The organism is Streptomyces sp. NPDC052225 (assembly GCF_040679615.1).
Lineage (GTDB): Bacteria > Actinomycetota > Actinomycetes > Streptomycetales > Streptomycetaceae > Streptomyces.
On sequence record NZ_JBFAVD010000002.1, the window covers coordinates 369,325 to 390,417 of the forward strand.

Annotated in this window: 21 protein-coding genes and 2 pseudogenes; 10 read left to right on the forward strand and 13 right to left on the reverse strand. The window is 71.3% G+C overall.

Annotation, left to right across the window (positions count from 1 at the left end; genetic code table 11):
• The first annotated feature begins 1 nt into the window (after position 1).
• Positions 2-481 (forward strand): carboxymuconolactone decarboxylase family protein, encoded by a 480-nt coding sequence (locus AB0L37_RS04905; protein ID WP_365500583.1) that lies wholly within the window; start codon positions 2-4, stop codon positions 479-481.
• Between the two features lie 56 nt (positions 482-537).
• On the opposite strand, the gene AB0L37_RS04910 is transcribed toward AB0L37_RS04905, so the two are convergent.
• Together AB0L37_RS04910 and AB0L37_RS04915 are read right to left on the reverse strand one after the other, a co-directional pair.
• Complete coding sequence (locus AB0L37_RS04910; RefSeq protein ID WP_365500182.1) at positions 538-2,187, reverse strand: GMC oxidoreductase; 1,650 nt, start codon at positions 2,185-2,187, stop codon at positions 538-540.
• A 339-nt stretch (positions 2,188-2,526) separates the two neighbouring features.
• On the reverse strand, positions 2,527-3,312 hold the full coding sequence (locus tag AB0L37_RS04915) for an SAM-dependent methyltransferase (RefSeq protein ID WP_365500185.1): 786 nt from the start codon (positions 3,310-3,312) through the stop codon (positions 2,527-2,529).
• Between the two features lie 178 nt (positions 3,313-3,490).
• Here AB0L37_RS04915 and AB0L37_RS04920 point away from each other — a divergent pair, with 178 nt between their 5' ends.
• Positions 3,491-3,955, forward strand: coding sequence for a cupin domain-containing protein (locus AB0L37_RS04920; RefSeq protein WP_365500188.1), 465 nt, complete (start codon positions 3,491-3,493; stop codon positions 3,953-3,955).
• Positions 3,956-3,976: 21 nt separating this feature from the next.
• Here AB0L37_RS04920 and AB0L37_RS04925 read toward each other — a convergent pair whose 3' ends face one another.
• Positions 3,977-4,885 carry a D-2-hydroxyacid dehydrogenase family protein gene (locus tag AB0L37_RS04925; RefSeq protein WP_365500586.1) on the reverse strand — a complete coding sequence of 303 codons (909 nt, stop codon included), beginning with the start codon at positions 4,883-4,885 and terminating at the stop codon, positions 3,977-3,979.
• A gap of 186 nt (positions 4,886-5,071) precedes the next feature.
• On the opposite strand from AB0L37_RS04925, the gene AB0L37_RS04930 reads away from it, so the two are divergent.
• Positions 5,072-5,329 (forward strand): Rho termination factor, encoded by a 258-nt coding sequence (locus AB0L37_RS04930; protein ID WP_365500191.1) that lies wholly within the window; start codon positions 5,072-5,074, stop codon positions 5,327-5,329.
• Between the two features lie 242 nt (positions 5,330-5,571).
• Positions 5,572-6,420, forward strand: coding sequence for a glycoside hydrolase family 16 protein (locus AB0L37_RS04935; protein ID WP_365500193.1), 849 nt, complete (start codon positions 5,572-5,574; stop codon positions 6,418-6,420).
• 43 nt (positions 6,421-6,463) lie between these two features.
• On the opposite strand, the gene AB0L37_RS04940 is transcribed toward AB0L37_RS04935, so the two are convergent.
• Together AB0L37_RS04940 and AB0L37_RS04945 are read right to left on the reverse strand one after the other, a co-directional pair.
• Positions 6,464-7,147 carry a ribonuclease H gene (locus AB0L37_RS04940; RefSeq protein ID WP_365500196.1) on the reverse strand — a complete coding sequence of 228 codons (684 nt, stop codon included), beginning with the start codon at positions 7,145-7,147 and terminating at the stop codon, positions 6,464-6,466.
• An 81-nt stretch (positions 7,148-7,228) separates the two neighbouring features.
• Positions 7,229-7,622, reverse strand: a pseudogene (locus tag AB0L37_RS04945) (nitroreductase/quinone reductase family protein).
• A gap of 349 nt (positions 7,623-7,971) precedes the next feature.
• On the opposite strand from AB0L37_RS04945, the gene AB0L37_RS04950 reads away from it, so the two are divergent.
• Positions 7,972-8,748: an endo alpha-1,4 polygalactosaminidase gene (locus AB0L37_RS04950; RefSeq protein WP_365500588.1), complete on the forward strand. Its 777-nt coding sequence runs from the start codon at positions 7,972-7,974 to the stop codon at positions 8,746-8,748.
• A 9-nt stretch (positions 8,749-8,757) separates the two neighbouring features.
• Here the strand turns inward: AB0L37_RS04950 and AB0L37_RS04955 are convergent, their stop codons facing one another.
• Together AB0L37_RS04955 and AB0L37_RS04960 are read right to left on the reverse strand one after the other, a co-directional pair.
• Positions 8,758-9,915, reverse strand: coding sequence for a hypothetical protein (locus AB0L37_RS04955; RefSeq protein WP_365500199.1), 1,158 nt, complete (start codon positions 9,913-9,915; stop codon positions 8,758-8,760).
• A 153-nt stretch (positions 9,916-10,068) separates the two neighbouring features.
• Entirely contained in the window at positions 10,069-10,326 is a 258-nt protein-coding gene (locus AB0L37_RS04960; protein WP_365500202.1) for a hypothetical protein, read from the reverse strand.
• Positions 10,327-10,505: 179 nt separating this feature from the next.
• Between AB0L37_RS04960 and AB0L37_RS04965 the strand changes: the two genes are divergently transcribed.
• Positions 10,506-10,745 carry a hypothetical protein gene (locus AB0L37_RS04965; RefSeq protein ID WP_365500205.1) on the forward strand — a complete coding sequence of 80 codons (240 nt, stop codon included), beginning with the start codon at positions 10,506-10,508 and terminating at the stop codon, positions 10,743-10,745.
• A gap of 9 nt (positions 10,746-10,754) precedes the next feature.
• Here AB0L37_RS04965 and AB0L37_RS04970 read toward each other — a convergent pair whose 3' ends face one another.
• Positions 10,755-11,684: an SDR family oxidoreductase gene (locus AB0L37_RS04970; protein WP_365500208.1), complete on the reverse strand. Its 930-nt coding sequence runs from the start codon at positions 11,682-11,684 to the stop codon at positions 10,755-10,757.
• A 204-nt stretch (positions 11,685-11,888) separates the two neighbouring features.
• Between AB0L37_RS04970 and AB0L37_RS04975 the strand changes: the two genes are divergently transcribed.
• Genes AB0L37_RS04975 through AB0L37_RS04985 form a run of 3 tightly spaced genes read left to right on the forward strand, consistent with a single transcriptional unit; the run spans position 11,889 to position 14,407 of the window.
• On the forward strand, positions 11,889-13,511 hold the full coding sequence (locus AB0L37_RS04975) for an FAD-dependent oxidoreductase (protein WP_365500211.1): 1,623 nt from the start codon (positions 11,889-11,891) through the stop codon (positions 13,509-13,511).
• Positions 13,512-13,571: 60 nt separating this feature from the next.
• On the forward strand, positions 13,572-14,138 hold the full coding sequence (locus AB0L37_RS04980; protein ID WP_365500213.1) for a rhodanese-like domain-containing protein: 567 nt from the start codon (positions 13,572-13,574) through the stop codon (positions 14,136-14,138).
• The gene (locus tag AB0L37_RS04985) at positions 14,135-14,407 is read left to right on the forward strand and encodes a metal-sensitive transcriptional regulator (protein WP_365500216.1); all 273 of its coding nucleotides are present in this window, start codon (positions 14,135-14,137) and stop codon (positions 14,405-14,407) included. Before AB0L37_RS04980 ends, AB0L37_RS04985 begins: the two co-directional genes overlap by 4 nt.
• Positions 14,408-14,454: 47 nt before the next feature.
• On the opposite strand, the gene AB0L37_RS04990 is transcribed toward AB0L37_RS04985, so the two are convergent.
• Genes AB0L37_RS04990 through AB0L37_RS05005 form a run of 4 tightly spaced genes read right to left on the reverse strand, consistent with a single transcriptional unit; the run spans position 14,455 to position 19,043 of the window.
• On the reverse strand, positions 14,455-15,819 hold the full coding sequence (locus AB0L37_RS04990) for a GH1 family beta-glucosidase (RefSeq protein WP_365500219.1): 1,365 nt from the start codon (positions 15,817-15,819) through the stop codon (positions 14,455-14,457).
• Positions 15,820-15,839: 20 nt separating this feature from the next.
• Positions 15,840-16,712, reverse strand: a complete 873-nt coding sequence (locus AB0L37_RS04995) for a carbohydrate ABC transporter permease (RefSeq protein WP_365500222.1) — start codon at positions 16,710-16,712, stop codon at positions 15,840-15,842.
• Positions 16,705-17,712 (reverse strand): sugar ABC transporter permease, encoded by a 1,008-nt coding sequence (locus AB0L37_RS05000; protein ID WP_365500225.1) that lies wholly within the window; start codon positions 17,710-17,712, stop codon positions 16,705-16,707. Before AB0L37_RS05000 ends, AB0L37_RS04995 begins: the two co-directional genes overlap by 8 nt.
• A 14-nt stretch (positions 17,713-17,726) precedes the next feature.
• The gene (locus AB0L37_RS05005) at positions 17,727-19,043 is read right to left on the reverse strand and encodes a sugar ABC transporter substrate-binding protein (RefSeq protein WP_365500227.1); all 1,317 of its coding nucleotides are present in this window, start codon (positions 19,041-19,043) and stop codon (positions 17,727-17,729) included.
• 245 nt (positions 19,044-19,288) lie between these two features.
• Between AB0L37_RS05005 and AB0L37_RS05010 the strand changes: the two are divergent.
• Positions 19,289-20,389 (forward strand): annotated as a pseudogene (locus tag AB0L37_RS05010) (pectate lyase); the annotation flags it as partial.
• 4 nt (positions 20,390-20,393) lie between these two features.
• On the opposite strand, the gene AB0L37_RS05015 reads toward AB0L37_RS05010, so the two are convergent.
• On the reverse strand, positions 20,394-21,050 hold the full coding sequence (locus AB0L37_RS05015; RefSeq protein ID WP_365500230.1) for a maleylpyruvate isomerase N-terminal domain-containing protein: 657 nt from the start codon (positions 21,048-21,050) through the stop codon (positions 20,394-20,396).
• Positions 21,051-21,093 lie beyond the last annotated feature (43 nt).

Sequence of the window (21,093 nt, forward strand, 5' to 3'; positions counted from 1 at the left end):
TCTGCGGATCGACATCCCCGAGGGCGAGGAGCCCATTCCGTACGTGTGGGGCACGATGGTGCCCGGGATCGGCCCCGTGGCCGCGCAGTTCTCGATGGCGGTGTACGACCGTTCGACGCTGGGGCTGCGGGAGTTCGAGGCGGCGCGACTGCGGATCGCCCAGATCAACGGATGCCTGTTCTGCCTGGACTGGCGCACCGAGCGGGACGGCGCGAAGGTCGAGGAGTCCTTCGCCGGGGCCGTCGAACAGTGGCGGACGACGGACGCCTTCGACGAGCGGACCCGGCTCGCCGCCGAGTACGCGGAGCGGTACGCGCTCGACCACCACGGGCTCGACGACGCCTTCTGGGAGCGGATGACCGCGCGCTACAGCCAGGCGGAGATCGTGGAACTGAGCATGGCGATCGGCTCCTGGCTGGCGTTCGGACGGCTCAACCACGTCCTCGGTCTCGACGCCGTGTGCGTCCTGCCCAAGTCCTGAACACCCCTCACGCCCTCAGGACTTGGGCAGGCACCTTCCTCACCGCGCCGGAGCCGTCACAGGTCGGCGGCGACGATCCGCGCGATGTTCCGCTCGGCGAGCGCCGTGATGGTGACGAACGGGTTGACGCTGGTGTTGCCCGGGATCAGCGCACCGTCGATCACGTAGAGCCCTGAATACCCGTGCAGCCGCCCGTAGTTGTCGGTCGCCTTGTTCAACACGGCGCCGCCCAGCGGGTGGTAGGTCAGATGGTCGCCCCAGATCTTGTACGTGCCGAACAGATCGGTGCGGTAGATGGTCCCCTCCTTCGCGTTGATCTTGTCGAAGATGGTCTTGGCCGCGGTGATGGCGGGCTGCTTCCACGCGGTCTGCCAGTCCAGGTCGACCCCGCCGGTCGCCGGGTTGTACGTGAACCGGCCGCGGTTGGGGTTCTTCGTGATGGACAGGTAGAACGACGCGTACGTCTCGATGCCCGTCGGCAGTGGTGCCACCTCGGCGAACGCGCCGCCCGCGGCCCAGTTGTCGATGCCGCCGGTGGGGATCGACGCCTGGAGCGCGCCGGTCGGGTCCCACAGATGGTTCGCCCGGCCGCACATGACGTTGCCGTTGTCGCCCCAGCCCTGGCCGATCTCGGAGTTCAGCGCGGGCAGCCGGCCGGTGGCCTTGAGACGGGTCAGGAGCTTGCTGGTGCCGACGCTGCCCGCGGCGAGGAAGACACGGTCGGCGGTGACCTCCTTGGTCGCGATGACCGCGCCCACGGTGTCCAGTTGCTCGATGCGTACGGTGTAGCCGCCGCCGGAGGCGGGGACGATGTCCGTCACCTTGTGCAGGGCGGAGATGGAGACCCGCCCCGTGGCCCTGGCGCGCTGGAGGTAGGTCTTCTGCAGCGTCTTCTTGCCGTAGTTGTTGCCGTAGAGGATCTCCCCGGCGAGGGCCGACTTGGGGACGGTGCCGGCCGCCTCCTGCTCCATGTAGTCCCAGTCGTAGACGTCGGGTACGAACACGAAGGGGAACCCGGAGCGCTGCGCGTGCTTGCGGCCGACGCGCGCGTACTGGTAGCAGGCGGCCGACTCGAACCAGTCCGGGTCGATGGTGGCGACGCCGAGTCCCGCGTTGGCCCGCGGGTAGTAGGTGCCGTACATCTCGGCGGGGTCGACGGACGGCAGGATCGCGGCGAAGTTCTCCTGCCGGGGCGTGACGGCCATGCCGCCGTTGACGAGGGAGCCGCCACCGACGCCGCGGCCCTGGTACACGATGATCCCGGCGAACTCCTCGGCGTCGAGGATGCCGGTGTAGCGGGGCACGTCCTTGTCGATGGGGAAGCCGAGGAAGTTGCTCAGCGGTTGCCTGGTTCTGGTGCGCAGCCAGAAGGATCTGTAGTCGGGACTGGTCGTGTTCGCGAAGATCTTGCCGTCGCTGCCGGGGGTGTCCCAGGCCATGCCCATCTCGACCATCTGGACGTCGACCCCGGCCTCGGCCAGGCGCAGCGCGGCGACGGAGCCGCCGTAGCCGGTGCCGACGACGAGGGCGGGCAGGTGCGCGCCGTCGGCGACGGACGCGGTGCGGGGTTCGGGCGCGGCGGCGGCAGCGGCGCGGCCACTGAGCGCCATGGCCGTGGCCGTACCGAGAAGAGAACTCGTTCCTGCGAGGAAGCCGCGGCGGGAGATTCCGTTACGCGCGACTTCAGGGCGTGTTACGTCGGTCATTCTGGTTCCTCACTCTCGACGGAATGGGAACGAGTTCTACTGTTGATCGCGAATCAAGTGAATGCATACCGATTGGTAATGTGCGTCCGTTTCACGCCAACTTCTGCCGATCTTGTGCACCACGTTGATCATGACGGCGCGCGGGTGGCGGCGACCGCGGCACATGCGCCTCAAGTCCCTCAGGGACCTCAGGAACCTCAAGCCCGTCGTCCCCCTCGCGCCGGCCGTGAGCTGGAGCGTACGGGTCAGCTTGAGGCCACGCCCGTACGCGGCGCACGGGGGTGACGAGTGCGGCGGCGGCGCGCCACCCGTACGGCAGCGCCCGGATGTCCCGCCCGGTCAGCGCACCCGGGCCACCCCGCCGTAGATCCCGCTCGGCTCCTGCTCGGGGGCGGGCTCCTCGCGGTACCACTCGGTCGCCGTCACCAGGCCGGGCTCCACCAGGTCGAGGCCGTCGAAGAAGCGGGCCACCTCGGCGCGGCTGCGGAAGCCGAGCTTGATGCCGCCCTTCGCGTACTCGGCGGTGACCTGGTCCGACAGCTCCGGGAAGATGTCCGAGGAGGCGTGCGAGAGGACCAGGTGGCTGCCCGAGGGCAGGGCGGAGACCAGCTCGGCGACGATCTCGTACGGCTTCTGCTCGTCCGGCAGGAAGTGCATCAGCGCGATCAGGGAGAGCGCGAGGGGGCGGTCGAAGTCCAGGACGGTGCGGGCGTGGTCGATGATCGTGCCCGGTTCGCGGACGTCGGCCTGGATGTAGTCCGTGGTGCCCTCGGGGGTGCTGACCAGGAGCGCCTCCGCGTGCCGCAGCACGATCGGGTCGTTGTCGGTGTAGACGACGCGGGCCGACGGCAGGACGCCCTGCACGATCTGGTGCAGGTTGGGCGCGGTGGGGATGCCGGTGCCGATGTCGAGGAACTGGTCGACGCCCTGTCCGGCGAGCCAGCGGGTGGCCCGCTGCATGAACGCCCGGTTCTGCCGGGCCCCGTCCCGCGCCTCGGGCGGCAGCTGCGCGCCGACCGCCTCGTCGACGGGGTAGTTGTCCTTGCCGCCGAGCAGCCAGTCGTAGACCCGCGCGGGGTGCGCCTGACTGGTGTCGATACGGGGCCGGGGGGCGGATGCCGTCATGGGCGGGCTCCATCGTCGCGAGGGCGGATCAGGGGGTGATCTGCATGCAGTCTGCCATGTCAACTGCCGGTGTTGATCAGGGCGTTGAGGGGTCACGGGCGGTGCGCCGTCGGCGACGTAGGGTGGCCGCGCTACCCGATGACCGCAATGATCGACCGCATCGCAGAAAGGGGCCGCCGTGCGCGCCTGGCAGAGCGATCTCGGACTCGAACCGCACGGTGAGGGTGGCTACTTCCGCCGCGTCTACACCTCCGCGGCCACCCTCGATACGGCGCACGGGCCCCGCCCGTCGGCGTCGTCGATCTACTACCTGCTCGACGAGCGGCAGCCGCGCGGTCTGCTGCACCGCAATCGCAGCGACATCCTGCACTTCCTGATCGACGGCGGCCCGCTGGAGTACGTCACGGTCGATCCGGCGGGGACGCTCACGCGCACGCTGCTCGGTCCGGACGACGAGCGGTTCCTGCTGGTGCCCGGCGGCTGGTGGAAGGCGTCGCATCTGGTCGGTGGCGCCCGGCACGGCCTGGTGGCGGAGGTCGTCACGCCCGGGTTCGACTACGCGGACCACGCGTTCGCACCCCCGGAGATCCTGGCCCGGTTCCCGCACCTGGCCGACGATCTGCGGGAGTTCGTCCCGCGGTAGGCCCGAGCGCGAGGGAAACCCTCAGCCCAGCGTGCGCACCGGGCTCCCCGCCAGATACGCCTCGATGTCCTCGACCGCGCCCTGGAAGTAGCCCTCGTAGTTGCGCCGCGTGACATAGCCGAGGTGCGGCAGGCCGAGGAAGTTCGGGGCGGTGCGCAACGGGTGGTCGAGCGGCAGCGGCTCGGTGTCGAAGACGTCGCTGCCCGCGCCCGCGATCCAGCCCGCGCGCAACGCCTCGACCAGTGCGTCCTGGTCGACGATCGCGGCGCGTGAGGTGTTCACGAGGTACGCGGTGCGGCGCATCCGCCGCAGCTCGGCGGCGCCGACGAGGCCACGGGTGCGCTCACTGAGGACGAGGTGCACGGAGACGAAGTCACTGGTCTCCAGGAGTTCCTCCTTGGAGGCGGCGAGGGTCGCCCCGGCCGCGGCGGCGCGCTCCGCGTCGAGGTTCTGGCTCCAGGCGGCGACGTCCATGCCGAAGGCCGCGCCGACGCGTGCCACGCGCGTGCCGATCTTGCCGAGGCCCAGCAGCCCGAGGCGGCGGCCGGCCAGATCGGCCCCGAGCGTGCTCTGCCAGGGGCCGCCGGTGCGCAGGTTCACGTTCTCGGGGACGACGCCGCGGGCGAGGCCGAGCAGGAGCGCCCAGGTGAGCTCGGCCGGTGGCGCGGAGTCACTGGGGGTGCCACAGACCGTGACGTCGTGGGCGGCAGCGGCGGCCAGGTCGATGGCGGCGTTGCGCAGGCCGGAGGTGACGAGCAGGCCCAGCTTCGGCAGCCGGGCGAACAGCTCGGCGGGGAACGGGGTCCGCTCCCGCATCACGACGACGATCTCGCAGTCCCCGATCTCGGCGACGAGGTCGTCGTGCGCGGCGATGTGCCGGTCGACGAACCGGACGTCCACGCGCCCCGACAGCCGCTCCCAGTCCGCCATCCGGCGGGCGACGCCCTGATAGTCGTCGAGTACGGCGCAACGCAGCGTGGTCACCCCTGCCCCCTTCGCTCGGTGATCGAATTCCTGCCGCGACCCTAGTACGGGGCTTACCCGGCCGATCCTGGGTACCCGCGCCGAGCAGGAAAGGCCACGTCACGCCCCGATCCCGTACTGGAGGTGGTCTCCGTGCCCAGGGCACAGATCAAGGACGAGAAGACGTACCAGGCGCTGCGCCGGGAGGGCGCGAGCAAGGAGAAGGCGGCCCGGATCGCGAACGACGCGGCCGGTTCGTCACGCTCCGCGACCGGCCGCAAGGGAGGGAAGGCGGGCGCCTACGAGGACCGCACGAAGGAGGACCTGTACCGCGAGGCCAAGAAGGTCGGCATCGACGGCCGCTCGCAGATGACCAAGGACGAGCTCATCAAGGCCCTGCGCAACCACTGATTCCCGTACGTCACAGAGGGCCCCCGGCGTCGAACGCCGGGGGCCCTTCGTCGCGCCCGGTGTCCAACTTCCCTTACCCCTCGCCGAGTTGGTCCGGACGTATGCCTTGACGCCCCTTCCGAACGTCTCTTAAATCAACTCTTGAAGTCGACGCACCACGCGCACCTCCTTTGTCTTCACTTTCTGGCGCGCCCGAGACAGGCGCGATCCCCCTACCCGAAGTGACGTGATGCTCCATGCGTATGCGTTCCTCGCTCCGCCGCCGACTGCCGCTGGCCGCGGCCGCGCTGCTGTGCTGCGGCACCGCGTTCGTCCCCACGGCGAACGCCGCGGGCACCGGCGACGCGTCGGCGACCGCCGTCACCTTCTCCGACGACTTCGACGGGCCCGCGGGCTCGGCGGTCGACGGGTCGAAGTGGCAGATCGAGACCGGCGACAACGTCAACAACCACGAGCGGCAGTACTACACGTCGGGCGCGAAGAACGCGGCGCTCGACGGCCAGGGCCATCTGGTGATCACCGCACGGAAGGAGAACCCGGCCAACTACCAGTGCTGGTACGGCACATGTCAGTACACCTCGGCCCGCCTGAACACGTCGGGGAAGTTCTCGACGACGCACGGGCACGTCGAGGCACGGATGAAGATCCCGCGCGGGCAGGGCATGTGGCCCGCGTTCTGGATGCTCGGCGACGACATCGGGTCGGTGGGCTGGCCGAGCTCCGGCGAGATCGACGTGATGGAGAACGTGGGCTTCGAGCCGTCGACGGTCCACGGCACGATCCACGGGCCCGGCTACTCGGGCTCGGGCGGCATCGGCGCGGCGTACTCGCTGCCGGGCGGCCGGGCGTTCGCGGACGACTTCCACACGTTCGCGGTGGACTGGTCGCCGAACTCCATCAGATGGTCGGTGGACGGCACGGTCTTCCAGACCCGGACACCGGCCGACGTCGGCGGCAATCAGTGGGTGTTCGAGAAGCCGTTCTTCCTGATACTCAACCTGGCCGTGGGCGGCTACTGGCCCGGTGACCCCGACGGCAGCACGCAGTTCCCTCAGCAACTGGTCGTCGACTACGTGCGGGTGAGCAGCTAGGCGGTGGGCGGGAGGGGCCGGGCCGGCCCCTCCCGCCTTCCGGTCAGGCGGAGACGCGGCACTCCGGGTGGCCCCAGCCGTCGGGGTTCTTGGCGATGTCCTCACCGGCGGCGTACGAGCGGCCGCAGCGGCAGCGGCCCGGGAACTTCGCCTTGAGCGTGCGCGAGGACGAGCCGGAGGACGCGCTCTTCTTCTTGGCCGGGCTCTTGGCGCGGGCGGGCGCCGCGGACGACGGGGACGAGGGCGGCGGCTCCGGGGAGCCGAGCGCGCTGCTCGCCGGTTCCTGCACGATCGCGGCGCGGCTCGCGGCGCGGTCGGCGAAGTCGTTGAGCGGGTCGCCGTCGACCTGGTGCGCCGGCACGTACTTGAACTCGACCTCGCGTCCTTCGAGGAGCGCGTCGATGCGGGCGACCAGTTCCTGGTTGGCGACGGGCTTGCCCGAGGCCGTCTTCCAGCCCTTGCGCTTCCAGCCGGGCAGCCAGGTGGTGACCGCCTTCATCGCGTACTGGGAGTCCATCCGGACCTCGAGCGGCACGGCCGGGTCGAGGGTGCTCAACAGCCGCTCCAGTGCGGTGAGTTCGGCGACGTTGTTGGTCGCCGTGCCGAGCGCGCCGGCCTCCCACTGGACGGGCTTCTCGTCGCCGTCGGCGACGACCCACGCCCAGCCCGCGGGGCCGGGGTTTCCTTTCGACGCGCCGTCACACGCGGCGATCACACGTTCTGCCATGCCCCGATCATGCCAGGGTCGGCCCCCGAACGAAGATTGCTGACGTGTCCACGACCACCTCGACCAGTGGCGCGGGACACCTCAGTCGGTCAAGTCCACGCGTACGGTCAGAAGTTCGGTGCCGAAGGCGCGCACGGCGGCGCTGTTGTACCGGGGCAGGGCCTTGAGGCGGGCGCGCGTCGTCGTCGGGCAACAGATGGGCGGTGCCGTGGTGCCAGCGGCCGCGGATCCGGACGCGGACCTTCGGGTCGGCCTGGATGTTGCGCACGTACTGCGACTTCAGACCGAACTCGGAGACGAGCCAGAACGCGTCCGCGACGCGCCGCCCGCCGACCGGGGTGCGCCGGGCGAGGCCGGAGGTGCGCCCCGTGGTCTCCAGGAGCACCTGCCCGGGCAGCCGCCGCGACAGCGGGTTCACGACCTGCCGCTGGAACGCGGTGACGACCCGGTGCTTGATCTCGTGTGCGCGCGACATGCCCGCACTGTAGTCGCCGTCTTCGGGGCAGAAGGAAGCCCCGGCCGTGACGGGGGACCACGGCCGGGGCGGCTGAGAGGTGGGCACGGATGGCGGTCGCCTCTCGGCGGGGGGCTCCGCAGGGCTTCAGCCGAACGATCTTCCCTGCGGGCGATAGGTAGGGCCCGGGGACACTGTTCCATCCGTGTCCACGGTGGGTTCAACGGGCGAGGGGGCAGGGATGTTCCCGGCGCCCACGGAGCGGCCCGTGAGGTACGTCACGGGCCGCCGCGGACCCGGCGATCGCCCTGCTCGTAAGGTGTCGCCGGTGAACCGCGCTCCCCACCGCCTCCTGGCCTGCACGCTCGGCCTGACCGCTGTCTTGCTCTCCGCCTGCTCGTCGTCGACCTCGGGCGACGCACCGCCTCCCGTGGTGCGGCCGGCCGCCGACGCGGCCTTCGACTACCAGATCGGCGGCCCCTACCGGCCGCCGTCGGGGGTGCGGGCCGTGGCCAGGGACCGGGGCGCGGCGCCCGCCCGCGGGCTCTACAACGTCTGCTACGTCAACGCGTTCCAGGCCCAGCCGGACGCGCTGAGCCGGTGGCGGCGCGAGCATCCTGATCTGCTGCTGCGGGACACGGCCGGCCACCTCGTGATCGACGAGGACTGGGACGAGGCGCTGTTCGACATCTCGACGGCGGACAAGCGGAAGCGTCTCGCGGAGCTCGTCGGGCGCTGGATCGACGGCTGCGCGGACGACGGCTACCAGGCGGTGGAGCCCGACAACCTCGACTCGTACACCCGCGCGAAGGGCCTCCTCGACGCGGCGGACGCGGTCGCCTTCGCCCGGCTCGTCGCCGAGCGGGCGCACGCCGCGGGCCTGGCCGTCGGGCAGAAGAACGCCGCCGAACTCCTGCCGCGCCACGCCACCGTGGGCTTCGACTTCGCCGTGGCCGAGGAGTGCGCGCGCTACGACGAGTGCGGGACGTACGCCAAGGCCTACGACGACCGGGTCTTCGTCATCGAATACCGCACCGCCGACTTCACCCGGGCCTGCCGCACCTGGGGAGACCGGCTCTCGATCGTGCTGCGGGACCTGGACGTACGGCCCGCCGGCACGAAGGGCTATGTGCGGCGGGCCTGTTGAGCCCTGTGCTCACAGAGCGGCCGAGGCCTCGCCGAGGGCGTCCATGCGGCGCCGGATCGCCTCGGCCGCGCCGGGGCGGCGGCCCGGCACCCGGTGGCGCAGGGCGGTGAGCGCGGCGGCGTGGGCGCGGGCCGCGACCGGGTCGGCGACCTGTTCCCACTGGTGGTGGGCGCGGTCGACGGCGGCCTCGACGTCCTCGTCCGCGGCGCCCTCGCCGCGCGCGAGCCGCGCCTCGGCGGCCGCGGCCCAGAGCGTGAAGCTGCGCGCCGGGTCCCGGGCGAGCCGGGCGAGGTCGGCCCGGACCTCCAGCCAGTGGATGGCCTGCGGTGATCCGGCGCCGTGCGTGCGCAGCGCCTCGCTCTCCCACAGTGTGGCGATGGCGGCGGCCTCCCCGTGCCGGCCCGCGTGGGCGGCGGCCAGCAGCGCGGGGTGCGGGTCGCCGTCAGGGGCAGGCGCGGGCGCCTGTGCAGGAACCGGGACCGGGGCCGGGACCGGCGCCGCGAACGAGGTGTCCAGGGCCAGGAAGAGCGCGTCGGCGGGGCCCGAGCGCGCGGCGGCGGCCTCGTGCAGCCGGGCCGCGCCGGGGCGTTCACCGGCGCGCCAGATGTCCGCGTACGCCTTGAGGTAGCCGGGCGTCAGGACCGTACGGCGTGGGGGCGGCGGGCTGACCCGGCCGAACACGCGCACTCCGTGGCCGAGGCCGACGCCGCCGGTACGTACGTGCTCCCAGGCCTCCGCGTCGGCGACCAGGTCGAGGACCACGGTCGTGGTGTGCGGGCGGCGCAGGGCGAGTTCACCGGTGAGCCAGTGCCAGGGCAGGGCCGTGTAACGCAGGGTGGAGGGGGTGGTGCGGGCCAGCGCGAAGTGGAGCAGGCGCTGACGGTGGTCGAGGTGGAGCTGGCCGGTGACGTACAGGCGCAGCGGCCCGGGCTGGGCCGCCGCGGTACGGATCCGGGTGAGGACGGTCTGCGGGTCGAGCGGGTCGGCCAGTTCGACGACGGTCGCCGCCGGCGTGCCGGTCAGGGCGCTCGGCGGGACCGCCGCGAGCGCCGGCAGCACCGTGGCCGCGTCGATGAGGCATCCCTTGCCGGCGGGGGCGGCGGCGAGCAGCAGCGCCGTTCCCGGCTCGGTGGGGTGTGCCTCGTGGATGCCTTGCGCGTTGATCACCCCAGCACCGTAACCGGAACCCGGCCTTACGTGCGCCCGGCCGCCGCGCCCCAACTGGTCCCGCTCCAGCCGGTTTTCAGCCCTTTTCGGCCACAGGTCGAGGGCAGCGCGGGCAACCCCACCGACGGGGGCGCCCTCCACGATGCCGCGGCCCTAAGCCACCTGCGTCACGCCTCGGCCGTCGCTGCCGACGACGACGCGGAAGTCGGGGCCGAATCCGGCCACGGGGCGCAGCTCCGCGCGGGCGCGTCCGGGGTCGCACGTGCCGACGGTGCGACCGCTCGGGCGGGCGGGCGACGCCCCGGCCTCGGTCACGTCGCCAGGGCGGGCGGCGGCGACGGGGCCCGAGAAGGTGCCCGGCTCGGAGATCCGCGCCAACATGCCGAGCAGCAGCCGCTGGTAGCGGCGCACGCGGCCTCGGCTCCGCCCATCTGGTCGACGGCGGGCGGCGAGCCGGTTCGTGCCGTGCCCGAGCCCCGCCGCCGCGCCGCCAAGGAGGCGGGGCCGCCGTCTGCGGCGCGATCCACCCGCGATGCAGCCGACCGGCCCCAGGAGGTGCGGCCCGTCGGCGTGCCGACCAAGCTGGGGGCATGGACGGACTCGACGGATACCCCTCAGTTGTCGTGCACGCGGCCCAGCCCGGTGGGCGGCGGGTCACCATTCGCGGGGAGGACGCCGGGCTCGCGACGTCCGTCGCGGACGTCGTGGAGTTCCTGCGGCGGGCCGGGCTCGATGACGCTCCGCTCGACGACCCGGACTTCATCGAGTGGCGCGGCGGCGGCACCGCGATCTGGCCCGCGACGATCGACGACCCCGACGCGCTCTCATAGCCCGGGACGTCAGCGGTAGCCGGTGACGTCCGCCGGCTTCCCCGCGTCCTGGACCTCCACGAGGTAGCGCCAGGCGTCGGGGCGGCTGCCGTCGAGGTCGGTGAAGCCGTAGACCTGCGCGAGGCCGCCGCTGGACAGGGACGTGCCGTTGAAGCGGGCCACGTCCGGGTCGGCGGCGAGCGCGGCGACGGCGCGGCCGACGTAGCGCGGCGTCTCGGAGATCGCGAAGTGCGGCTCGTCGGCCAGGGCGTCGCGCCAGGTCTCCTCGGTGACCCCGAACGTGTCGAGCATGATCTCCGAGCGCATCCAGCCGGGCGTCAGCGCCACGGCGCTCGCGCCGCGCGGGCCGAGTTCGTGGCCGAGCGCGAAGCCCATCCGCAGCACGGACGCCTTGGCGAGGTCGTAGAAGAAGGAGTTGCGGTAGTTCACGCCGTTGTACTCGGCCGTGCCGTCGGTGACCTCGACGACCAGGCCGCCCGGGTGGCGCAGCAGCAGCGGCAGGGCGAAGTGGCTGGTCACCGCATGGGTCTCGACGGCGAGGCGGAGCAGGCGCAGGCCTTTGTCGAGGTCGTGCTCCCAGACCGGGGCGTCCCACCCGAAGAGGTGCTCGCCGCCCCAGATGTCGTTGACGAGGACGTCGAGGCGTCCCTGTTCACGGTCGATGCGCTCGACGAGCGTACGCACCTGCTCGTGTTCCAGGTGGTCGGTGGGGACGGCGATGCCGTGGCCGCCCGCCGCGGTGACCAGGTCCGCGGTGTCCTCGATGGTCTCGGCGCGGTCGTACTCGGAGCGCCGGGCGCGGGTGGTGCGTCCGGTGACGTAGACGGTGGCGCCTGCCGCGCCCAGTTCGACGGCGATGCCGCGGCCCGCGCCGCGGGTGGCCCCCGCGACGAGGGCGATCTTTCCGTGCAGTGGCTTCCGCTCGGGGTGGTGGGTCATTCGGGCTCCTGTGTTCTGTCGTGCCGCTCTCGGTCGTACCGCTCTCGGTCGTAGATCCGAGCGTGCCCCTTAATCCCGACACCTGCTGTCCGGCTTTCCGGCGAGTTCGGCCCCGGCTGGAGTGACCGGCTCCACTTAATACCCCCGGGGGTATTTCTGATACCCTCGGGGGTATAGAGTCACGAGAGTCAGCAGGAGGTTGTTGTGAAGGTCGTGGTCATCGGAGGCGTGGCGGGCGGCATGTCCGCGGCCACCCGGCTGCGCCGGCTGGACGAGCAGGCGGAGATCGTCGTCCTGGAGCGCGGCGCGCATGTCAGTTATGCCAACTGCGGGCTGCCGTACTTCCTCGGCGGTGTGATCGAGGAGCGGGACGCGCTGCTCGTGCAGACGCCCGAGGCGCTGCGCGCCCGCTTCCGCCTCGACGTGCGGGTGCGCAGCGAGGCCGTCGCCGTGGACCCGGCGGCGCGCTCGGTGCGGGTGCGGGACCTCACGACGGGCGAGGAGTACGAGGAGTCGTACGACCGACTGGTGCTGAGCCCCGGAGCGCGCCCGTTCGTGCCGCAACTGCCGGGTGTGGAGCGGGCGTTCACGCTGCGGGACGTCTCCGACACCGACCGGATCGCCGCCCGGCTCGACGCGGGCGCGCGCTCGGCGGTGGTCGTCGGCGCCGGGTTCATCGGCGTGGAGGCGGCGGAGAACCTGCGCCGCCGGGGCCTCGACGTGACGCTCGTGGAGCTCGGTACGCAGGTGCTGCCGCCGCTCGACCCGGAGATGGCCGCGCCGCTCGCCGACGAGCTGCGCGCCGGTGGTGTCCGGCTCGCCCTCGGCACCCAGCTCAAGGAGGTGCGCGAGCACGACGTCCTCCTCGACGACGGTACGACCGTGCCCGCCGACCTCGTCCTGATCGCGATCGGCGTACGGCCCGATGTCGCTCTCGCCCGCTCCGCCGGCCTCACGATCGGCCCGCGCAGCGGCATCGCCGTCGACGAGACGGGCCGCACCAGCGACCCCGCCGTCTACGCGGTGGGCGACGCGGCGGAGAAGCGGGACGGGCTCAGCGGTGAGAGCACGCTCGTGCCGCTCGCCAACCTGGCCAACCGGCACGGCCGCCTCGTCGCCGACGCGATCGCCGGGCGTCCGGTGGCGGCCCGTCCGGCCACCGGCACGGCCGTCGTCCAGGTCTTCGGGCGCACCGCCGCGGCCACCGGGTGGAACGAGAAGCGGCTGCGCGCGGCGGGCCGCCCGTACCAGGCGCTGCATCTGCACCCCGGCTCGCACGCGGGCTACTACCCGGGCGCGTCGCCCATCGCCCTCAAGGTCCTGTTCGACCCGTCGGACCTGCGGATCCTCGGTGCGCAGGCGGTCGGCACGGACGGGGTCGACAAGCGGATCGACGTCGTCGCCACCGCCATCGCGGGCGGCCTGACCGCGCCCGAGCTGGCGGATCTGGAGCTGGCCTACGCTCCCCCGTACGGCTCGGCGAAGGACCCGGTCAACATGGCCGGGATGATCGCCGAGAACCTCGCCACCGGCACGGACCGCACCGTCCAGTGGCACGAGATGGCCGCGCTGCGCGAGGCGGGCACCACCGTCGTCGACGTGCGCACGGCCGCCGAGCACGCCCGGGGCGCCATCCCCGGCGCGGTCAACATCCCGCTCGACGAACTGCGCGAGCGCACCGCCGAGCTGCCGGACGGCGACCTCGTCGTCCACTGCCAGGTGGGGCTGCGCGGCCACACGGCGCTGCGGCTGCTCGCCGGGCTCGGCCGTGACGCCGCCAACCTCGACGGCGGGTACGCCACCTGGTCCGCGGGCCAGGCCGCCTGACCCCTTCCCCACCCCCGCCCGACCCCCCTCCGAACGTCCGAACCCCCGAACAGGAGAGACATGAGCACCACCCTCGCCCCGGCCGAGCTGCACGCCCGGTCCGCCGACAGCACCCTCGTCGTCGACGTGCGGTCCCCCGGCGAGTTCGCGGCCGGCCATGTGCCGGGCGCCGTGAACGTGCCGGCCGACCATCTCGACGCCCTGCTGCCCGACCTGCGGGAGGCGGCCGAGCGGCGCCGGATCGTCGTCGTGTGCGCGGCCGGGCAGCGCTCCGCCGCCGCCTGCGCCAAGCTCGCCGACGCCGGCGTCGAGGCCGTCGGTCTCGCGGGCGGCACCCAGGCCTGGACGGCCGACGGGCTGCCGGTCGACACCGCCGCGCACGCGGGTCGCGGCGTCTGGGCGATGGACCGCCAGGTGCGGTTCACCGCCGGGTCGCTCGTCCTGCTCGGTCTCGCGCTCGGCCAGCGCGCGCCGAAGGCACGGCTGCTCGCCGCCGGGATCGCGTCGGGCCTGGTCTACTCCGGGCTGAGCAACACGTGCGGCATGGCGGCGATGCTGGGCAAGCTGCCGTTCAACCGGCCCGCGCCGGGCGCCCTGGACGCCGCGCGCGCGGCCCTGCGCGCATGAGCGGCACGGGCAACCCGGAGGCGATGGACGCGGTCCTCAAGCGTCTGCGCCGCGCGCAGGGACAGCTGGCCGGGGTCATCGCGATGATCGAGGCGGGCCGCGACTGCAAGGACGTGGTGACCCAACTGGCCGCCGTGTCACGGGCGTTGGACCGCGCCGGATTCAAGATCATCGCTTCCGGCATGCGGGACTGCATGAACGCGGCGGACGGCGAGCAGCCGCCGCTGTCCGAGGACGAGCTGGAGAAGCTGTTCCTCTCGCTGGCGTGAGGCATGAGGCCGGGGCGCGCGTGTCGCGCGCCCCGGCCCCACTGCTGTCAGGCGGCGCGCCGGGCGCGTGCCCCGTGGCGGCGCACCAGGTCCGCGTACCGGTGGCCGCTTCCCTTGATCGTGCGGGCCTGCGTCGCGTAGTCCACGTGCACGAGCCCGAACCGCTTGTCGTAGCCGTACGCCCACTCGAAGTTGTCGAGCAGCGACCAGGCGAAGTACCCGGCGAGGGGGGCGCCCTTGCGGATCGCGCGGGCGCAGGCCGCGATGTGCTGGACCAGGTAGTCCTCGCGCTCGGAGTCGTCGACCGTGCCGTCGGGGCGTACGACGTCCGGGTACGCGGAGCCGTTCTCGGTGACGTACAGCTTGCGCGCGCCGTACTCGTGGGTGAGGCGGAGCAGCAGGGACTCGATGCCGTCGGCGTCGACCTCCCAGTCCATGCCGGTGCGCGGGACGCCGAGGCGGCGCACGGCGTCCGCGTACGGGGCCGGGCCCGCCGGGTGGTCGGCGACGGCGGACGGGAAGTAGTAGTTGAGGCCGAGCCAGTCGAGCGGCGCCGCGATGGTCGCCAGGTCCCCTGCCTTCTCCGGGAGTTCGACGCCGTACACGTCGAGCATGTCGGCGGGGAAGCCGCGGCCGTGCACCGGGTCGAGCCACCAGCGGTTGGCGTGGCCGTCCATCCGGCGGGCGGCGGCGACGTCCTCGGGGCGGTCGGTGGCGGGCTCGATCTGCGCGAGGTTGTTGACGATGCCGATCTCGGCGCCGGGCACGGCCGCCCGGATCGCCTGCGTGGCCAGGCCGTGGCCGAGCAGCAGGTGGTACGAGGCGCGCACGGCGGCGGTCAGATCGGTCAGGCCGGGCGCCATCCGCCCTTCGAGGTGACCGATCCAGGCCGAGCAGAGCGGTTCGTTGAGCGGCGTCCACTGCTTGACGCGGTCGCCGAGCCGCTCGGCGACCACGGCGGCGTACGCGGCGAAGTGCTCGGCGGTCTCCCTGACCGGCCAGCCGCCCCGGTCCTGGAGGACCTGCGGCAGGTCCCAGTGGTAGAGCGTGACGGACGGGGTGATGCCCGCGGCGAGCAGCGCGTCGATCAACTGGTCGTAGAAGTCGAGGCCCTTGGGGTTCACGGGGCCGTCGCCGCCGGGGACGACGCGCGGCCAGGCGACGGACAACCGGTAGGCGTTCGTGCCGAGTTGACGCATCAGGGCGATGTCGTCGCGCCACCGGTGATAGTGGTCGCAGGCCTCGTCGCCGTGGTCGTCGTTGTCGATCTTCCCCGGGGTGTGCGAGAACGTGTCCCAGATCGAGGGCGAGCGCCCGTCCTCCGCCACGGCCCCTTCGATCTGGTACGCGGAGGTGGCCGTGCCCCACAGGAAGTCGTGCGGGAAGGCGGCGAGGTCCAGGGAGTCGGACACGGAGTTCCTTTCAGAAGTGGTCACTTGACAGCACCCGCGGTGAGGCCGGTGACGAGGTAGCGCTGGAGGAGCAGGAAGCCGGCGACCACGGGCACGCTGACGACGAGCGAGGCGGCCATGATCTGGTTCCAGTACACGTCGTTGAGGTTGGCGTAGGCGCCGAGGCCGACCGAGAGGGTGCGGGTCTGCTCGTTCGTCATGACGGAGGCGAACAGGACCTCGCCCCAGGCCGTCATGAACGAGTAGACGGCGACGGCGACGATGCCGGGGATCGCGGCCGGCACGATGATCCGGAACAGGGCGCCGAGCGGGCCGCAGCCGTCGACGAGGGCCGCCTCGTCGAGGTCGCGCGGCACCGACTCGAAGTAGCCGATGAGCATCCAGATCGAGAACGGCAGCGTGAACGTCATGTACGTGAGGATCAGTCCGCCGCGCGAGCCGAACAGGGCGATCCCGGTGGCGTTGCCGATGTTGACGTAGATCAGGAACAGCGGCAGCAGGAACAGGATGCCCGGCAGCATCTGCGTCGACAGGACGGTCACCGTGAAGACGCGCTTGCCGCGGAAGCGGTAGCGGCTCACCGCGTAGGCGGCGAACACAGCGATGATCACCGAGCAGACCGTCGCGGAGCCCGCCACGATCACCGAGTTGGTGAAGTACGTGGCCAGCGGCACCGTCGACCAGATGTCGATGTAGGGACGGATCGTCAGGCCGCTGGGGATCCAGCGGAACTGGCCCTGGACGTCCTGGAGCGGCTTGAGCGAGCTGGACACCATGACGAACACGGGCAGCAGGACGAAGCCGGTGAGCAGGGTCAGGAAGATCCGCCGGGACCAGAGGAAGGAGCGGGGTGCCGCCATCGGCGAGCGGTGGCGCACGGTGGTGTCAGACATCGGCGGTCTTCCTTCCGCGCGAGGTGAGGGCCAGGTACACGCCCGTCACGACGAGCAGGAACAGCAGGAGCAGGACGGACATGGCGGATCCGGTGCCGAAGTTCCAGGTGACGAACGACGACTGGTAGATGTGCACGGAGACGAGGTCGGCGGCTTTCGGCGCCGCCTTGCCGAACATCACGTACGGCGTGTTGAAGTCGTTGAACGTCCACAGGAACAGCACCAGGACGAGGACCTGGTTGACCGGGCGCAGCGACGGGAGCGTGATGCGGCGCAGCTGCTGCCACAGACCGGCGCCGTCGAGGGCGGCGGCCTCGTACATCTCCTTCGGGATGTTCTGGAGTCCGGCCATGACGATGAGGAAGGCGAACGGCCAGCCCTTCCAGACGGAGACGGTGAGCAGCGCGTAGAAGCTGTTGTCACCGATCAGCCAGAACGAGGGCTTGTCGGTGACGCCCAGCTGGTCGTGCAGGACGTGGTTCACCAGGCCGTTGTCGTGCTGGAACATGAACACCCAGGTGATCACGGCGGCGTAGACCGGCAGCGCGTACGGGATCAGGAAGATGGCGCGCAGGATGCCGCGCCCCTTGAACGTCTCCTGCATATAGACGGCCGCGGCCGTGCCGATCGCCCAGCACAGGCCGACGGACAGGATCGTGAACAGGCAGGTGACGAAGAAGGAGTGGAGCATTGCCTGGCCGACGGGGGCGTCGAAGTCGACGGCGACCTTGAAGTTGTCGAAGCCGGCCCACGGGGCGGTGGACCACTCGCGGATGTAGAACTGGGTCAGCTCCCGGAAGCTCATCACGATGCCCATGACCATCGGGATCAGATGGACGAGGACCTCGAGGACGAGGGCGGGCAGCAGCAGGAGGTACGGCAGGCCGATCCGGCGGATCCGCCCGGGGCGGCGGCGCTGACCGCCCACCGCCCCGGGGGAGTTCTTGCCGACGGCGCGCCCCTCCCCCGCCTCGGCGGGGGACGTGGCGGTCGTGGTCATGAGGTTCTCCGCACTCACTTGTTCGGCATCGACTGCTGGGCCTTGGTCAGCGCGGCCTTCACGGACGCCGTGGTGACCGGCTTGCCGGCGGCGGCGTCCGCGAAGAGCTCCTTCACGGCCGTGCCGACGGCGGTCTCGAACTGCGACTCGTCGGCGACCTGGGGCAGCGGGGCCGCGCTGGTGCCGAGGGTCTTCTTGAGGACGGAGGTGGCCTGCGCGTCGAACGCCGGGTCGTCCTGGGCGGCCTTGACCGGCGGGATCGAGCCGTACGTCTTGTTGAGGAGCTTCGACTCCTCGTCGCTGGTCATGAACTTCACGAACTTGGTGGCGCCGTCGAGGTTCTTGGTGTTCTTGAACACGGCGATGTTGATGCCGGCGACCATCGAGTTCACGTTCTGTCCCTGGCCGGGGGCCCCGGACTGGACGGGCGCGGGCACGACGCCGTAGTCGTCCTCGCTCATGCCCTGCGACTTGAAGGTGGAGGCGGCGGCCTGCCAGAGCACCATCGCCGTCTTGTTCTTGGAGAAGTCGCTCAGGGACTGGTTCTGCGCGTACTCGGCGTTGCCCGGCGCGATGATCTTGTCCTTGGCCATCAGGTCGACGTACTGCTTCACGGCCGCGACGGCGCCGTCCGAGGTGAAGTCCGGCTTGCCGTCGGCGGTGAACCAGTCGGCGCCGTGCTGCTTGGCGAGGACGAAGACCTGGTGGATGTTGTTGGACAGGTTCGAACCCTCGGCGGCCAGGCCCCACTTGCCGCCCTTGGAGATCTTCTTGCCGGCCGCGACGACCTCGTCCCAGGTCGTCGGGGGCTTGGCTACCCCGGCGTCCTTGAACATCTTCTTGTTGTAGTAGAGCGCGTACGACATCGAGTACAGCGGCACGGCGGCCGGGTCCTTGCCCTCGGCGCCGGCCGAGCCGATCGCCGACTCGACGAACCGGTCCTTGCCGCCGATCTTGTCGAAGGTCTTGGCGTCCCACGGCAGGAGCGCTCCGGTCGACTGGAGCGAGGCGCTCCACGTGTTGCCGATGTTGAGGACGTCGGGGCCCTGGCCCGACGTGGTCGCCGTGAGGATCCGGTTGAGCAGGTCCGACCAGGGGATGACCTCCAACTTGACCTTGATCCCGGTCTGCTTCTCGAACTTGTCGAGCTCCGGCTGGAGGACCTTCTTGTCGACGGCGATGCTGGCGCCCTGGTTCGAGGCCCAGTAGGTCAGCGTCTTCGGGGAGTCGTTCGACCCTCCCCCGGTCGACGAGCCACCGCCGCAGGCGGTCGCGGTGAGGGCGAGCGACAGGGTGGCGGCACAGACTGCGGCGACTCGGATTCTGCTCATGGCTCCAGGCGTCCCTTATCCGGAGGAACCCCAACAGCGCGCACTGCATGATGAGTTCAAGCAATGAACGCCTCAGGGCTTAATTTAGGTTGTGAGTTAAGCCTCCCGAACACAGGGCGTCAAGAGATTCGGCACCGGCTCTTCACAACGAATCGCCTACGACCCGGCAACCTTTCCCCGCGTCGTGACCACACCGACACGAACCCGCAACACCCCGTATTCGACGACGCATTGGGGAGATCACGATGAGACGACCCGTAGCCCTGCGACTGACCGCGGCGCTGGCCTCGACCGCACTGGCCGCAGGGATCGGTGTGGCGGTGTCGACGAGCCAGGCGGCGGCCGCCGCGGCGGGCGCCACCGGTTACGCGACCCAGAACGGCGGGACGACGGGCGGCGCCGGCGGCACGACCGTACGGGCCACCACCGGGACCCAGATCCACGCCGCGCTCTGCAATCGCGCCTCCAGCTCCACCCCGATCACCATCCAGGTCGAGGGGACCATCAACCACGCCAACACCAGCAAGGTCTCCGGCGACAGCTGCAACACGGCCGACGGCGTGATCGAGCTCAAGCAGATCAGCAACGTCACGCTCGTCGGGGTCGGCTCAGGCGCCGTCTTCGACCAACTCGGCATCCACCTGCGGGAGTCGAGCAACATCATCATTCAGAACGTGACGGTGAAGAACGTCAAGAAGTCCGGCTCCCCCACGTCCAACGGCGGTGACGCCATCGGCATGGAGAGCAACGTGCACAACGTCTGGGTCGACCATGTCGACCTCGCGGCGTCGGGCGGCGAGGACGAGGGCTACGACGGCCTCTTCGACATGAAGAACAACACCAAGTACGTGACCCTGTCCTACAGCACGCTGCGCAACTCGGGCCGCGGCGGCCTGGTCGGCTCCAGCGAGAGCGACCTGTCCAACAGCTTCATCACCTACCACCACAACCTGTACCAGAACATCGACTCGCGCGCCCCGCTGCTGCGCGGCGGCACGGCCCATATGTACAACAACTACTACGTGAGCCTGAACGAGTCGGGCATCAACTCCCGCGCCGGGGCCAAGGCGAAGGTCGACAACAACTACTTCAAGGACTCCAAGGACGTCCTCGGCACCTTCTACACCGACGCCACCGGATACTGGCAGGTCAGCGGCAACGTCTTCAACAATGTGACGTGGTCGGCGCCGGGCGACGAGAACCACCCGGCGGGCCCGAACCCGACGTCCACCACCACCGTCTCCGTCCCCTACGCGTTCTCGCCCGACGCGGCGTCGTGCGTGCCCGCGATCGTCGCCCGCACGGCGGGTTCGGGCAACGGGCTCCAGGTGTCGGACGGTTCCTGCTGACTCAGCCGAGCACGAGCGGCAACGTGCCTGACAGTGCGCCAAGTTGAGCCGTCTCCGCGTCGCTCGCCGGCCGGCGTCCCGTACCGATCAGCAGGGCGTCCGCATCGGTGAACGACGCGGGGAACGGGGCGCCGGCGATCCGCTCCAGGAGGGCCCGCGACGCGGCGAGCCCCTCGGCGGGCGGGCCCGGCACGCCGGTCAGGTGGGCGACCAGGTCGAGGTGGTGAAGCGTCCACTCCAGGACGTACGCGGTGAGGTAGTCGCGCACGGTGAGCACCATGTCCTGGGTGCTCACCAGGGCGTCGGGGTCGGCGAGTCCGGCGGCGCGGCCCGCGGCGGCACCCACGTCGTCGAGGTGGAAGGTGAGCAGCGCCGGGTCCTCGTACGCGGCGGCGAGCCGCACCGTGAGGGCGTCGAGCGGGTCGGTGCCGGTCGGCGGCTCCTGGGCCACGTGCCAGTAGCCCGCCGCGTCGGCGGTCGGCTCGGTGTCGGCGGGGGTGACGAGCGTGATCAGGACGTCCTGCGCGTCGATCACGAGATGGCAGGCGAGATCGCGCACCAGCCAGCCGGTGCAGCCGGACGGGCGCGCGAAATCCTGATCGGGCAGCCCGGCGACGGCCTCGCGCAGCGCTGCCCATGAACGGGAGAAGAGATCCACGTCGGCACCGTAGTCCATGGTGGGCCGTGTGGTTCGATGCCCC

Excerpts from the sequence above, each read along its gene's own strand:
- AB0L37_RS04910 (WP_365500182.1), bottom strand. The coding sequence starts at position 2,187 with ATGACCGACGTAACACGCCCTGAAGTCGCGCGTAACGGAATCTCCCGC.
- AB0L37_RS04970 (WP_365500208.1), bottom strand. The coding sequence starts at position 11,684 with ATGACCCACCACCCCGAGCGGAAGCCACTGCACGGAAAGATCGCCCTC.
- AB0L37_RS05005 (WP_365500227.1), bottom strand. The coding sequence starts at position 19,043 with ATGAGCAGAATCCGAGTCGCCGCAGTCTGTGCCGCCACCCTGTCGCTC.
- AB0L37_RS05000 (WP_365500225.1), bottom strand. The coding sequence starts at position 17,712 with ATGACCACGACCGCCACGTCCCCCGCCGAGGCGGGGGAGGGGCGCGCC.
- AB0L37_RS04965 (WP_365500205.1), top strand. The coding sequence starts at position 10,506 with ATGGACGGACTCGACGGATACCCCTCAGTTGTCGTGCACGCGGCCCAG.
- AB0L37_RS04925 (WP_365500586.1), bottom strand. The coding sequence starts at position 4,885 with ATGGCGGACTGGGAGCGGCTGTCGGGGCGCGTGGACGTCCGGTTCGTC.
- AB0L37_RS04915 (WP_365500185.1), bottom strand. The coding sequence starts at position 3,312 with ATGACGGCATCCGCCCCCCGGCCCCGTATCGACACCAGTCAGGCGCAC.
- AB0L37_RS04995 (WP_365500222.1), bottom strand. The coding sequence starts at position 16,712 with ATGTCTGACACCACCGTGCGCCACCGCTCGCCGATGGCGGCACCCCGC.
- AB0L37_RS04985 (WP_365500216.1), top strand. The coding sequence starts at position 14,135 with ATGAGCGGCACGGGCAACCCGGAGGCGATGGACGCGGTCCTCAAGCGT.
- AB0L37_RS04980 (WP_365500213.1), top strand. The coding sequence starts at position 13,572 with ATGAGCACCACCCTCGCCCCGGCCGAGCTGCACGCCCGGTCCGCCGAC.
- AB0L37_RS04935 (WP_365500193.1), top strand. The coding sequence starts at position 5,572 with ATGCGTTCCTCGCTCCGCCGCCGACTGCCGCTGGCCGCGGCCGCGCTG.
- AB0L37_RS04940 (WP_365500196.1), bottom strand. The coding sequence starts at position 7,147 with ATGGCAGAACGTGTGATCGCCGCGTGTGACGGCGCGTCGAAAGGAAAC.